At 72.8% G+C, this 12,073-nt stretch carries 15 protein-coding genes; 9 read left to right on the forward strand and 6 right to left on the reverse strand.

The genetic code is table 11. From position 1 onward, the window contains the following. Positions 1–8: 8 nt before the first annotated feature. Entirely contained in the window at positions 9–524 is a 516-nt protein-coding gene (locus ACFWJB_RS08720; protein WP_385457538.1) for an isoprenylcysteine carboxyl methyltransferase family protein, read from the forward strand. Then, positions 521–1,552, forward strand: a complete 1,032-nt coding sequence (locus tag ACFWJB_RS08725; RefSeq protein ID WP_386921143.1) for an NAD(P)/FAD-dependent oxidoreductase — start codon at positions 521–523, stop codon at positions 1,550–1,552. The genes ACFWJB_RS08720 and ACFWJB_RS08725 overlap by 4 nt, the downstream gene beginning before the upstream one ends. Here ACFWJB_RS08725 and ACFWJB_RS08730 read toward each other — a convergent pair. Next, positions 1,536–2,423, reverse strand: coding sequence for a sigma-70 family RNA polymerase sigma factor (locus tag ACFWJB_RS08730; RefSeq protein WP_386921145.1), 888 nt, complete (start codon positions 2,421–2,423; stop codon positions 1,536–1,538). The genes ACFWJB_RS08725 and ACFWJB_RS08730 overlap by 17 nt on opposite strands. 85 nt (positions 2,424–2,508) lie before the next feature. On the opposite strand from ACFWJB_RS08730, the gene ACFWJB_RS08735 reads away from it, so the two are divergent. Then, positions 2,509–2,967, forward strand: a complete 459-nt coding sequence (locus ACFWJB_RS08735; RefSeq protein WP_385457485.1) for a carboxymuconolactone decarboxylase family protein — start codon at positions 2,509–2,511, stop codon at positions 2,965–2,967. Between the two features lie 215 nt (positions 2,968–3,182). Further along, positions 3,183–3,470, forward strand: coding sequence for a DUF6355 family natural product biosynthesis protein (locus tag ACFWJB_RS08740; protein ID WP_385457487.1), 288 nt, complete (start codon positions 3,183–3,185; stop codon positions 3,468–3,470). A 31-nt stretch (positions 3,471–3,501) separates the two neighbouring features. On the opposite strand, the gene ACFWJB_RS08745 is transcribed toward ACFWJB_RS08740, so the two are convergent. Then, positions 3,502–4,347, reverse strand: coding sequence for a LysR family transcriptional regulator (locus ACFWJB_RS08745; RefSeq protein WP_385457489.1), 846 nt, complete (start codon positions 4,345–4,347; stop codon positions 3,502–3,504). A 169-nt stretch (positions 4,348–4,516) separates the two neighbouring features. Here ACFWJB_RS08745 and ACFWJB_RS08750 point away from each other — a divergent pair, with 169 nt between their 5' ends. The 4 genes from ACFWJB_RS08750 (at position 4,517) to ACFWJB_RS08765 (ending at position 7,781) form a co-directional block, all read left to right on the forward strand. Next, positions 4,517–5,407 carry an NAD(P)H-binding protein gene (locus ACFWJB_RS08750; RefSeq protein ID WP_386921148.1) on the forward strand — a complete coding sequence of 297 codons (891 nt, stop codon included), beginning with the start codon at positions 4,517–4,519 and terminating at the stop codon, positions 5,405–5,407. A gap of 158 nt (positions 5,408–5,565) precedes the next feature. After that, positions 5,566–6,087, forward strand: a complete 522-nt coding sequence (locus tag ACFWJB_RS08755; protein ID WP_386921150.1) for a hypothetical protein — start codon at positions 5,566–5,568, stop codon at positions 6,085–6,087. Beyond that, positions 6,084–6,674: a hypothetical protein gene (locus tag ACFWJB_RS08760; protein ID WP_386921152.1), complete on the forward strand. Its 591-nt coding sequence runs from the start codon at positions 6,084–6,086 to the stop codon at positions 6,672–6,674. Before ACFWJB_RS08755 ends, ACFWJB_RS08760 begins: the two co-directional genes overlap by 4 nt. Before the next feature lie 141 nt (positions 6,675–6,815). After that, positions 6,816–7,781 carry a YihY/virulence factor BrkB family protein gene (locus tag ACFWJB_RS08765; protein WP_385457495.1) on the forward strand — a complete coding sequence of 322 codons (966 nt, stop codon included), beginning with the start codon at positions 6,816–6,818 and terminating at the stop codon, positions 7,779–7,781. A 28-nt stretch (positions 7,782–7,809) separates the two neighbouring features. On the opposite strand, the gene ACFWJB_RS08770 is transcribed toward ACFWJB_RS08765, so the two are convergent. From ACFWJB_RS08770 to ACFWJB_RS08785, 4 genes are all read right to left on the reverse strand, one after another. Further along, on the reverse strand, positions 7,810–8,685 hold the full coding sequence (locus ACFWJB_RS08770) for an oxygenase MpaB family protein (protein ID WP_385457497.1): 876 nt from the start codon (positions 8,683–8,685) through the stop codon (positions 7,810–7,812). Positions 8,686–8,781: 96 nt separating this feature from the next. Then, on the reverse strand, positions 8,782–9,147 hold the full coding sequence (locus ACFWJB_RS08775; RefSeq protein ID WP_385457499.1) for a transglycosylase family protein: 366 nt from the start codon (positions 9,145–9,147) through the stop codon (positions 8,782–8,784). A gap of 185 nt (positions 9,148–9,332) precedes the next feature. Continuing rightward, positions 9,333–9,869, reverse strand: coding sequence for a cysteine hydrolase family protein (locus ACFWJB_RS08780; RefSeq protein ID WP_385457501.1), 537 nt, complete (start codon positions 9,867–9,869; stop codon positions 9,333–9,335). Between the two features lie 75 nt (positions 9,870–9,944). Further along, complete coding sequence (locus tag ACFWJB_RS08785; RefSeq protein WP_386921155.1) at positions 9,945–10,808, reverse strand: restriction endonuclease; 864 nt, start codon at positions 10,806–10,808, stop codon at positions 9,945–9,947. A gap of 164 nt (positions 10,809–10,972) precedes the next feature. Here ACFWJB_RS08785 and ACFWJB_RS08790 point away from each other — a divergent pair, with 164 nt between their 5' ends. Then, the gene (locus ACFWJB_RS08790) at positions 10,973–12,049 is read left to right on the forward strand and encodes a nitrous oxide reductase family maturation protein NosD (protein WP_385457505.1); all 1,077 of its coding nucleotides are present in this window, start codon (positions 10,973–10,975) and stop codon (positions 12,047–12,049) included. The last annotated feature ends 24 nt before the right edge of the window (positions 12,050–12,073 follow it).

Consider the following 12,073-nt stretch of genomic DNA (forward strand, 5'->3'; position numbering starts at 1 on the left):
GTGACCTCATGCCCTGGTACACGCTTCTCGTGCTCGCCGTCGCGGGTGAACGCGTCGCCGAGCTCCTCGTCGCGCGGCGCAACGCCGCATGGACCCTCTCCCGCGCCGGTGTGGAGCACGGCCGCGGCCACTACCCGGTCATGGTCGCGCTGCACACGGGTCTGCTCGCCTGCTGCCTCGCCGAATCCGCGCTCGCCGACCGGCCGTTCCTGCCCGCTCTGGGGTGGGTCATGCTGGCGCTCGCCCTCCTGGCGCAGGCACTGCGCTGGTGGTGCGTCACCGCTCTGGGGCCGTACTGGAACACCCGGGTGATCGTCGTCCCCGGGGCGCGCCTGGTCGGCGCCGGTCCCTACCGGTTCCTGCGTCACCCCAACTACGTCGCCGTCGTCGTGGAGATCGCCGCACTGCCCCTGGTCCACTCCGCCTGGCTGACCGCCACGGCGTTCACCGCGGCCAACGCGCTGCTGCTCACCGTCCGCATCCGCTGCGAGAACACGGCCCTCGTCTCGGCGGCGCCCGCGTGAGCGGCCGTCACGACGTGCTGATCGTCGGAGGCGGTCCCGCCGGTCTCGCGACCGCCCTGCACGCCGTGCGCGCGGGTCTCGACACCGTCGTGGCGGAGCCGCGCCGTGCACCGGTCGACAAGGCGTGCGGCGAGGGTCTGATGCCCGGCGCGGTGCGTGCCCTGGGCGCGCTCGGCCTGGAGTTTTCCGGCCACCCGGTCACCGGCATCCGCTACGTCCAGGGCCCCCGCCGGGCACAGGCCGCCTTCCGGCACGGCCCCGGCCTCGGCGTGCGCCGCACCGCCTTGCACAGCGGCCTGTACCAGGCGGTCGTGGACGCGGGGGTGCCCGTACTGCCCCTGCGGGTGGGGGAAGTACGACAGGACGCGACGAGCGTGACCGTACCCGGTACGGGGCTGCGCGCACGGTGGCTGGTCGCCGCGGACGGACTCCACTCGCCGTTGCGCCGTTCGCTCGGCCTGGAGGTGAGGACCCGGGCGGCGCCCAGATACGGCCTGCGCCGCCACTACGCGGTGCCTCCCTGGTCCTCCTTCGTCGAGGTGCACTGGGGTCCCCACGGAGAGGCGTACGTGACTCCGCTCGGCCCCGCGCTCGTCGGCGTCGCCCTGCTGACGGCCCGGCGAGCGCCCTTCGGCACCCAGCTCGAGGGCTTTCCCGAACTGGCGGCCCGTCTCCCCGCGGACGCGGCCGTCACCGCGGTACGCGGCGCGGGGCCGCTGCGCCAGCGGGCACGCACCCGCGCCCACGGACGGGTGCTGCTCGTCGGTGACGCAGCCGGTTACACCGACGCGCTGACCGGTGAGGGCGTCTCCCTGGCCCTCACCGGTGCCGAGGCCCTGGTCGCCAACGTGCGCCGCGGCACGCCCGGCCGCTACGAGAGCGACTGGCTCCGCGCGACCCGCCGCCACCGGCTCCTGACCGACCTCCTGGTGAGGGCCCGCCAGCAACCGGCGCTGGCGTCACACATCATGCCCACGGCCGCCCGCCTGCCCCGCCTCTTCGCGGCGGCGGTCAACGCACTGGCCTGACCGGGCCCGGCAGGTCCATGGACGCGAGTTCGGCCGGGTCGACCACGGCGGTGATCCTGGTGATGCGGCCGTCGGCGACGGTGAAGGCGAGCAGGGACAGCGGCGTGCCGTCCTCGTTCCAGGCGATGACGCCGGGCCGCCCGTCGACGGTCGCGGCGTGGCCGTGTGCCGCGCCGCCGGCCACGCGGGCGCGGCCGGCGACCTCGGTGGCGCCGATCGTGACGAACCGTCCGCCGGGGGTGTGGACGGTGAACTCCACCTCGGGGTGGAGAACCTCCAGCAGCCGCTCGAACCGGCCCTCGCGGGCGGCGGCCAGGAACGCCCCGACCACCTCGCGTTGCCGCTGCCGGTCGTCTGCCGTGTGCCGGGCGGCGCGCACCTTCCGGCGGGCGCGACTGGTGAGCATCTTGGTCGCGTCGGCGGTCCTGCCGAGGATGGTGCCGATCTCCCCGTGGGGCACGGCGAACACGTCGTGCAGCACGAACGCCAGGCGCTCGTCGGGGCGCAGCGAGTCCAGGACCGTCGACAGCGCCGGGCCCACCGAGTCGCCCAGTGCCACGAGCTCTTCCGGATCCGGGCCGTCGTCGGGCGTCACGGTGCGTCCGGGCGGCTGGTCGTCGAGGGAGACGGTCGGGCGCGTGCGGCCCGAGCGCAGGATGTCGAGGCTGATGCGGCCGACCACGGTGGTCAGCCAGCCGCCGAGATTGTCGATGGCGCCGGCGTCCTGGCGGGACAGGCGCAGCCACGCCTCCTGGACCGCGTCGTCCGCGTCGGCGTGCGAGCCGAGCACGCGGTGGGCGACGGCCGTGAGCCGTTCGCGGTGCGCCTCGAAGGCCTCGGCGATCGGATCGGCGGGATGGGCGCCGGACATGGTGTTACCTCCCTGGGAGCGGCTCCGTCACAGGGGTGACGGGCACCAGCCCCGCAAGGTAACCCCGACGAAGGAGCAACCTGCCATGCAGAACCGGCTGAAGAACGAGAACACCGACAACCCCGACCTGTGGAAGGCGGTCGGGCACCTGCAGAAGGCGATCGCCGCCGGGGGCGTCGACCCGAAGCTGCTCGCGCTGGTGCACCTGCGCGCCAGCCAGATCAACAGCTGCTCGGCGTGCGTCCACGCCAGTGTCGCCGGAGGGAGGAAGGCCGGTGACACCGACGAGCGGCTGCACAACGTGGCGGCGTGGCGCGAGGCGCCGTTCTACACCGACGCGGAGCGCGCGGCACTGGCGCTGGCCGAGGCCGCCACCCGGCTGCAGGACGGTGCGGAGGGAGTCACCGACGAGATCTGGGCGGAGGCCAACGCCCATTTCACCGAGGAGCAGATCGGCGCGATCAACCTGGAGATCGCGCTGACCAACTTCTTCAACCGCATCAACCGCACCATCAAGGAACCGGCCGGCCGGACCTGGGGCTGACTCGCTCCGGGCGCCCTTCCGGCCGTCCTCCGCCCGCCGTGCGGGGAACCGGTGAGGATCAACTGATCGGCGCAGCAGTGAATCGATTCGCCGGGTGAACGAGACCAGCGGCCGTCGTGACGGCGGCTCCGAGCTGTGAGCCTGGGGCCTCGACAACGGACCGGCCGGCCCCCACGGGGCCCGGCCACCGATCACTCCACTGTTGGGAGCTCTCCTTGCGCGTTCGTCGCATCGTCACCAGTGCCCTCGGTTCCCTCGCTCTCGGTCTCGCCTCCGTCGGCGCGGTCACCGTGAGCGCGGGTCCGGCCGCAGCGGATCCCTGCGGCTTCTTCAAGACCGCCTCCGACTCGTACTACAACCACTGCACCTCGGACGGTTCACGCATCGTCATCGAGATCGACGACTGGGGTCCGAACAGCGAGCGGTGCGTGGGACCGGGTGTCACCTGGCTGGGATCCGCTTCCGACGTCGACGGCGCGTGGTACACCGGCCGCACCTGCTGATCCGGACGCAGGGCTCCGGCCCCGGGACCGCCTACGCTCCGTCGCGGGCGGTCCCGGCCACCTCGGCCACCTCGGCCGCCACGCGCACGAGTGCCGCGGTCGCGGTCGAGCGGGACTCCTGGGGCCAGGCGAGGGCGAGGACGACCGGTGGCGCGTCGGACACCGGACGGTAGGCGACTCCCGGACGCGGATAGCGTACGGCGACCGAGGCGGGCAGCAGGGTGACCGCTTCCCCGAGCGACACGGCCGTCAGCACCTGGGCCAGGTCGCCCCGGCCGCGCCGGGCCTCGTCGATGCGCCGCTCCACGCTGCCGGGACTCCAGCCGAGGTCGGCCAGCTCCAACCGGTCGCGCGCGGCGAGCGGGTGGTCCGAGGCGAGGACGGCGACGCGCGGTTCGGCGGTCAGCGGCTCGCTGTCGAGGCCGGTGCCGTCGAACGGCTCGTGCACCAGGGCGGCGTCCGCCTCGCCGCCGCGCAGCAGCTTCGGCTGTTCCTGCCAGCCGCACAGCCGGACGGTGACCGGCACGGATCCGGGTTCGGACGCGTAGCGTGCCAGGATCGGCTCCAGCAGGCCCGCGTCCCCGTCGGCCTTCACGGCCAGCACCAGTCCCGGGGCCGCCGCCGCACGGCGGGCTCTGCGCCCGGCCGCCTCCAGTGCCTCCAGCGCGACGCGGGCCTCGGCGAGCAGCACGTCGCCCGCCGGAGTCCGGGTCACCTGGTGCGTGGTCCGCTCGAACAGGGTGACGCCCAGCTCGGCCTCCAGCCGGCGGATCGCCCGGGACAGGGGCGGCGGTGAGATGCCGAGCCGCTCGGCCGCGCGCGCGAAGTTGAGTTCCTCGGCGACGGCGACGAAGTAGCGCAGGGGACGGGACTCCATGCTCTCCGCCTCTCTTGGTATTGCCCTCAGGGTAACTACCGGGATCAGGACGGTCCTTCAGTTCCACGGGGCCGCGGCACAGGATGAGGACGCGCCGGAGCCCGGGCCGGAGCGGGCCCGCCGGTCCGGCGCGGTCCACCACCTTTTCCCTGAAGCGGAGTTGTGTTCCGTGATCGTCATCACCACCCCGACCGGCGGTATCGGCCGGCAGGTCCTCGACAACGTCCTCGACGCCCTCGGCGACGGGACCGCGATCCGCGTGATCGCCCGCGATCCCGGCCGCCTCACTCCCCGGGCACGCGCACGGACCGAGGTCTTCCAGGGCTCGCACGCCGACCCCGCGGTTCTCGAAGCGGCCTGCGCCGGTGCCGACCGGGTGTTCTGGCTGGTGCCGCCGGCGCCCGGCGCCGACAGCGTCGAGGGCCACTTCCGCGACTTCACGCTGCCCCTGTGCGAGGCGATCGTGCGGCACGGTGTCCAGCGGGTCGTCGCCGTCTCCACCCTGGGACGCGGTGTCGCGAAGAACGCCGGGCCGATCTCCGCCTCGCTCGCCATGGACGACCGGATCGCGGCCACCGGCGTGCACTACCGGGCGCTGTGCCCGCCCTTCCTGATGGAGAACCTGCTCGGCCAGACGGCGGCCCTGCGCTCCACGGGCGAATTCCGCGTGGCGTACGCCGCGGACCGGGTCCTGCGGAGCTGCGCCACCGGCGACATCGCCGCGACGGCGGCCCGGCTGCTGCTCGACGACTCCTGGACCGGCCGGGCCGACGTCCCGCTGGTCGGCCCCGACGACCTCACCCCCGAGGGCATGGCGGAGGTCATGTCCGACGTACTGGGCCGCCCGGTGCGGGTACGGGTGAGCACTCCGGAGGAGTACCGGGCGGCGGCGCTGCGGCTCGGGGCGAGCGAGGACGGCGCCCGGGGCCTGGCCGACATGGCCTCCGCGATGGACACCCAGGGCTTCTACGGCTCGGCCGAGCCTCCCACACCGGACACCGCGCCCACGAGCTTCCGCCGCTGGTGCGAGGCGACACTCCGGCCGGCCGGCCTCGCCTGAGCCGGCCGCGACGGCCCGGCGGGAGGCGACCCCGCCGGGCCGGGTTGCGATCAAGGCGATGGGACGGGAGCGTGAAAGGCGAACACTCCTCCCCCAACCCACAACGCGGTCGGAGGTATTCGGAACTTGGGGAGTTCGAAGCCTTTCGGAGTAGTTCCATGCAGATCAACAACCCGGACAGGGCCGGAGATGTGGCGGGTTCGAAGAGGTCCTCGTGGCATCAGCGCGCCTCGGCGTATGTCGCGGAACTGCAGGCGGAGTTGGACGGCATCGAAGTCCGCGGCGACCTGTCGGACGAGGCGGCGCGTCTGCTGGAGAAGGCCGAGGTGCAACTAGCCGCCGCGCGACAGGCCATAGACGCCAGGGAGACGCCGCGTTCACTGCTCTCCGGAGCAACCGTGGACCGGGCCTGGGCGAACATCCACCGGGCTGAACTGAGCATCCTGAAGCTCGCCGTCGAGAAGGACCTCACCTGGTGGGGGACGGAGATCCTCGCGCGCACCAGGCAGCATCTGGGCGTAGAGGACCCCATTCGCAACGCACTGGAGTCCCGGGTCGAGTCGAACGGCAGAAGACTCGACGGGCGGTTCAGAGACCTTGCGGTAAGGGCGTTGCGAGCGGCCAACGACGCCCAGGATCTGGAGCTTCGCGGGTGCGGAGCTTCCGGAACATCCTGTTGACCTCCGTCGTCATCACCGGCGTCATCGCCGCGCTGCTCGCGGTCTGGGGTTACGTCGACCCGCAGGCGATCGCCGGGAAGCTCTGCTTCACCGGACAGAAGGGGGCGACGTTCTGCCCGATCGGTGACACTCCGGCAGGCGGCGACGTCCTGATCGTCGAGTTCTTCGGTCTGTGCGGTGCGGTCCTGGCGGGCGCCGTCTCGCTGCGCAAGATGCAGGGCACCGCCACGCCGTACATGATGCCCATCTGTCTGCTGTTGCTCAGGTTGCCGGTCGGCGCGCTTGCCGCCCTGTTCGGCCTTCTCATCATCCAGGGCGGGTTCATTCCCGGCCTGTCCGACCTGGACAGCGGGGCGCAGATCCTCGCCTGGGCGCTCGTCTTCGGTGTCGCCCAGGAATCCGTCACCCGTCTGATCGACGCGCAGGGCAGGAAGGTCGTGGAGAACGCGAGGGGGCCGTCACGCGGCTTCGACGCGGAGACCGGAGAGACCGCGGAGGATCTCGGGCGGGTGCCATTGGACGGGGTGGCGGCCGGGAGCCGCAGGCGCGCCGGACGGCGCCATCCGTTCAGCCGGCCTCACGGCTAGTCAGCACGCTCGGCGGAGGGAAACGGGGCACGGCGGCCACCGGCCCGAGTGCACGCCCACGGGTCACCCCGGTCAACCCGGTGGGACGGGGCATCCGGACGGTGGAAGACTCCACCGCCCCGACCCGAGGAGCAGCCGACCGTGGGAACCGCCGTGCACGTGCCGCAGACGCGGGACATGATCGGGGAGGAACTCTCCGGCGACGAAGCACTGACCGCGCTGAGGCGGTACGGAGGTCTGCGGCTGCTGACCGACTCCTTCGCCCGGTTCCGCTACGCGGACGGCTTCACCAACGCCCGGGCCCTCGCCTTCCAGGTGGTCCTCGGCCTGGTGCCGTTCACCGTCGTGCTGGTGGGTCTCGCCACATCGGTGCACACCGAGGGAGTGGGCCGGGTCGTCGAGCTCACGCTCGGCCGGATCGTTCCGGGTGCCAGTGCCGACGTCGTGGAGCGGGCGTTCGAGGGCACCCGGCGCAGCGCCCACAGCGACGCCTGGAGCACGGTCGCGCTGTGGCTGGGCCTGGGGTTCGCGCTGCTGAACCTGGCGTCGGCCATGGGCCAGATCGAACGGGGCGCCAACCGCATCTACGGCATCGAACGGGACCGGCCCTTCCCCCGCAAGTACGGCAGGGCGCTGGTCCTCGCGGTCACCGCCGGGCTGCCGATGGTGCTGGGGTTCATGGTGCTCGTCGCCGGTGAGGCCGTCGGGGACGCGGTGGCCCGGTCGACCGGCCGCTCGGGCGGCGGCGCCGGCTGGTGGGGCGCCCTCGAGGTGCCGGCGGGACTGCTGCTGGCCTGGGTCGCCTCGGCGGTGATACTGCGCTGGTCGCCCCGGCGTGACCAGCCGGGCTACACCTGGCTGGCCTTCGGATCCGCCGTCCACCTGGTGCTGTGGGTCTGCGCGACGTGGCTGCTCGCGCTGTACGTCGGGCGCAGCGGCGCGTTCGGGGCCGTCTACGGGCCGCTGACCGCGTTCATCGCCCTGTTGCTGTGGGCCAACCTGACCGCGGTGGCGCTCTTCCTCGGCATCGCGTTCGCCGCGCAGCTCGAGGCGGCCAGGGCGGGGCTGCGGACTCCGGTCCGTCCGGACCCGGGGCCGGGCGACTGAGGCGGGGTCCCCTCGGCGCGGACGGTCGTCAGGCGGCGTCGCGGGGCGGGGTCATCGCCCAGCGGATCCCGGCGGTCACGAGCGTGCCCAGCGGCCGTACGCAGACCGCTTCGGCGGGCGGCACCCGCGGCAGCCACAGGGCGCGCGAGGCCCACCTCGGCAGCAGCGAGACCGCGTTCGCGGCGATGAGACCGTACGGGAGGCGCGCGACGAGGGGGACGGGCGGGTTCAGCAGCAGGAACCGGGCGGTGCCGCGTGCCTCGGCGGTGGCGCGCAGCTCGCCGCGGTAGGCGGCCAGCCGCTCGGCGAGACCGGCGCGGTCGACGGGCGGGTCGGGCACCCCGAGCGCCGTCGCGACGCGCGCCATGTCGGCGACGTAGCCGTCGCAGCCCTCGTCGTCCAGGGGCCGGGCGCCGTAGCGCTGGTGGGCCCGCAGGAAGCTGTCGACCTCCGCAACGTGCACCCAGCACAGCAGGTGCGGATCGGCCGCGGAGTAGGCCTCCCCGTCGGGGGTGGTGCCCCGCACCCGGTCGTGGACGGCCCGCACCCGTTCGCAGGCCTCCTGGGCGCTGTCAGCCGTGCCGAAGGTGGTGACGGCCAGGAAGGTGCTGGTCCGCTGGAGCCGGCCCCAGGGGTCTCCGCGGAACCCGGAATGCGCCGACACGGCCGCCATGGCGAGGGGATGGAGGGACTGGAGCAGCAGGGCGGACAGGCCCCCGATGAACATCGAGGCGTCACCGTGGACCCGTCGGACGGGCCGGTCGGGGCCGAACCAGCGGGGGCCGGGCGTGCCGTGGATGCGGGCACGGTTCTCCCGGCCCTCGGGCCCCGCCACTCTGGAGAAGATCATGTCGCCGAGCCGTGCGCGCGGGTCGGTGAGGCGGTCTCCCGGTGGACGTGTCATGGCTGCCGAGCCCTCCTCTGCCTGCCGGGACCGGACGGGTCTCATGACTAGTCTGCCCAGGTCCGCGCGAAGGAGGCATCGGCGCCGTCGGCCGGGTCAGGCGCAGGTCCAGGCCGACATCCCCTGCATGCGGGCCAGGCGCTCGGCGACCTTGATCTGCTCCTTGCGGGTGGCCAGGTCGGCGCGTGGCGCGTACTTGAGGCCGCCGGCCGCCTTCCAGCTCGACTGCTTGAACTGCAGGCCTCCGTAGTGGCCGTTTCCGGTGTTCGCCTTCCAGTTGCCGCTGGACTCGCACTCGGCGATGGCGTCCCAGTTCGTCGCGCGGTGGACCGACGGCGAGGCGGCCGCCTGCGCGGCCGTCCCCAGGACGGTGGCGGCGACCAGGGTCGCCAGGACGGACGGGATGCCGCGGCCGTGCGAACCGGTCCGCGTGCTCGTATGAGCATGTCGTCTACAGATCATACAAAGACTGTTACACCAGGTGACCGTGGGGCGCCGGGCCGGCCGCGTCCGTGTTGCGCCGGACGGAGCATCCGGACGCCCCCGACGGGTCCGGTCCGGTGAGATCGACGAGCGCGGGGCGTCACGGTGGTGTACGGGCCGCCGCCGTCACCGCGGCGGCGCACAGGACCCGCGCCGGGGTCTCGTCACGTCCACAGCTCGTCGCTGTCGCACACCCGGGCGCCCATGTTGCGCTCCATCATCCGCAGCGCGGCGTCCGCGAGGTCGGCGTGGATGTGCGCGACCGCGTCCCGCGGCACGACGACGTCGAGGTGGCGGATGTGGGCGTCGAGCGCCGAGTAGAGCACGCACTGTTCGGTCACCTGACCGCACAGCACGAGCCGGTCGATGCCCTGCTCGTGGAGCAGGTACGTCAGCGGGGTCTCGAAGAAGATCGAGTGGCGTGCCTTGACCACGAAGAGCGAGGACTCGTCGGGCCGGAGCGGCTCGACGAGCCGGGCGTGCGGACCCGAAAGGGCCTTGTCGAGGATCTCCCCGTGGTGCGAGCGCCACTCGCCGAAGTTGTCGTTGACGTAGATCACGGGAACGTCCTCGTGCCGTGCCCGGCGCAGCAGGCCGGTCACCACCGGCACCACGGGCTCCACGGACGGGATGAGCTGGTCGGCGTCCTTGTGGTCGTAGGTGTTGATCATGTCGATGACGATCAGTGCGGTCTTGCCCATGCCGTCCAGGTTGCCACCGGAGGCCGGGTCAACCATGCCGCCGGGCCGACGCAGCATGCGAGGGAGCGGGGGACATCACCGCGCCGCCCCGTCCGGCAGGAAGCTGTCCGTCTGCCGCTCCGCCCAGGACTCCACGGCCCACGGCTCGGGTCCCGCGCCCTCGCTCCACGCGCGCAGGCGCCACTGGTCGACGCAGACTATGCCGCACTGCTCGGCGTAGTCGACGGCGGGCGCGGTGAAGTCGCTGCAGGTGACGAGGACGGCCACGTCGGCCTCGTGGACGGTGAAGCAGGTGCCGCCGAAGCGCTGCAGTTCCTCGGAGCCGACCTTGTTGTCCTCGCAGTAGCGCTTGCACTGGATGACCAGGCGCCGCCCGTCGGGGGTCACCGCCAGCACGTCGGCGCCCAGGTCTCCGGCCCCGCCCACGACCTCGACCTCGGCGCACCCGTCCCGTACGCAGAGGTCGGCTATCGCCTGCTCGAACTCGTCCGGGCTCAGGGCGGCGTAATCGACGGCCTCCACCACGGGGACCTGCGTCACGGTGGGTTCCACCGCGGCGACGTCCACCGCGGTGACCTCCGGCGCGGAGGGCTCGCCGCGGGGCCCCGCCGCCTGTGCGGGTACGGCGGGGCGCTCCGCGTCCAGCGCGTCGAGCGCCGTGGCCGTGGCCTGTTCCAGGGCGTCGGTGGTGCGGCGGGCCAGCCGCGCGGTGGAGAAGCGGGCCCTGCCGCGCCGTGCGACGAGGAGGGTCACCACCACAGCCAGCAGCAGGAGCACGGCCCACGCGGGCCGGCGCTCGGCGACGCCCAGCGCCATGCGCACCACCAGTCCGACGAGGCCGAGGCCGAGGGCGGCGAGTCCGAAGAACATGGCGGTCGCGCGCAGGTCGAAGCGGCGTCCGGTGGGCAGGCGGCGTGTCCGTTGCTCGGGCGTGGTCACGTGCGGGTCCTCCTCGGGGAGCCGGTGTGAAGATCACTTGACCGTCTGCCCTCGGGCGGCGTGGCCAGTCGCGGTGAACACCCCGTGCGGGTCGATCACATGACACGCCGTCGGATGGCTCATCGTCCGCCACCCCTGAACCCTTCGGGCATAACGTTCCGAATATGAAGAAATGCCAAATCGTGTACCTGGTGTGCACCGCCGCGATGGTAGGAACGGGTCTCGGGGCGGCTCCGGCAGCCGCCTTCCCGGACGTCCCCCACATCCCCTCGCTCCACGTGGTCCACCCCGGACAGTCGATCCAGAAGGCCGTGGACGCCGCCGAGGCGGGCGACACCGTCCTCGTCAGCGTCGGCACCTACCACGAGAGCGTCAGGGTCAGCACCCCCGGGCTCACCCTGCGCGGCATGGGCCGGCACACGGTCATCAAGCCGAGCACGAAGAAGGCCGCCGGCATCTGCGCCGAGAACGGCAACGGCATCTGCGTGGTCGGGACGAAGACCAAGAAGGTCAAGGGCGTCACCGTCGCCTCCCTGAGGGTGACCGGGTTCGCCCGCGCCGGTGTGTTCTCGATGGGCACCGACGGACTGACCGTGCGCAACGTGACGGCCGACAAGAACGACGTCTGGGGCATCGCCCAGGAGCGCTCGGTCCGCGGCGTCTTCCGCGGCAACACCGCCCGGGACAACGGCGACGCGGGCATCTTCCTCGCCAACACGATCAAGGCCGAGCAGGGCGCCGCGGACACGCGGGGCACGATCGTCGAGGACAACCGGCTCTCGGGCAACCGGATCGGCGTCACCGTGCGGCGGCTGCGCAACCTCGCCGTCGCGGACAACCACATCACCGGCAACTGCGCGGGGGTGTTCGTCGTCGGCGACGAGAACAGTCCCAGGGCCGGCGACCTCGTGGTGCGCGGCAACCACGTCGCGCGCAACAACAAGTCGTGCCCGAAGACCGAGCGGCTGCCCGCCCTGCAGGGCTCCGGCATCGTCCTGACCGGCACCGAGAAGGTCCGGGTCACGGCCAACACGGTCGAGGGCCACTCCGGCACCTCCCCGCTCTCGGGCGGAATCGTCCTGTTCAAGAGCCTCGTGGGCGTCGCCGGCGAGAAGAACGAGGTCAGCCGCAACGCGCTGCGCGACAACTCGCCGGCCGACCTCGTCAGCACGGAGACCGGCAGCACCAACACCTTCAGTGCCAACTCGTGCCGGGCGTCCAAGCCCGCGGGACTGTGCTGACCGCCCGGCCGTAGCCACCCCTGG

The organism is Streptomyces sp. NPDC127100, assembly GCF_042724095.1.
Classification (GTDB): Bacteria; Actinomycetota; Actinomycetes; order Streptomycetales; family Streptomycetaceae; genus Streptomyces.

Coding starts and splice junctions, on each gene's coding strand:
- ACFWJB_RS08790 (WP_385457505.1), top strand. CDS start 10,973: ATGAAGAAATGCCAAATCGTGTACCTGGTGTGCACCGCCGCGATGGTA.
- ACFWJB_RS08755 (WP_386921150.1), top strand. CDS start 5,566: ATGCAGATCAACAACCCGGACAGGGCCGGAGATGTGGCGGGTTCGAAG.
- ACFWJB_RS08745 (WP_385457489.1), bottom strand. CDS start 4,347: ATGGAGTCCCGTCCCCTGCGCTACTTCGTCGCCGTCGCCGAGGAACTC.
- ACFWJB_RS08720 (WP_385457538.1), top strand. CDS start 9: ATGCCCTGGTACACGCTTCTCGTGCTCGCCGTCGCGGGTGAACGCGTC.
- ACFWJB_RS08730 (WP_386921145.1), bottom strand. CDS start 2,423: ATGTCCGGCGCCCATCCCGCCGATCCGATCGCCGAGGCCTTCGAGGCG.
- ACFWJB_RS08775 (WP_385457499.1), bottom strand. CDS start 9,147: ATGATCTGTAGACGACATGCTCATACGAGCACGCGGACCGGTTCGCAC.
- ACFWJB_RS08780 (WP_385457501.1), bottom strand. CDS start 9,869: ATGGGCAAGACCGCACTGATCGTCATCGACATGATCAACACCTACGAC.
- ACFWJB_RS08735 (WP_385457485.1), top strand. CDS start 2,509: ATGCAGAACCGGCTGAAGAACGAGAACACCGACAACCCCGACCTGTGG.
- ACFWJB_RS08770 (WP_385457497.1), bottom strand. CDS start 8,685: ATGACACGTCCACCGGGAGACCGCCTCACCGACCCGCGCGCACGGCTC.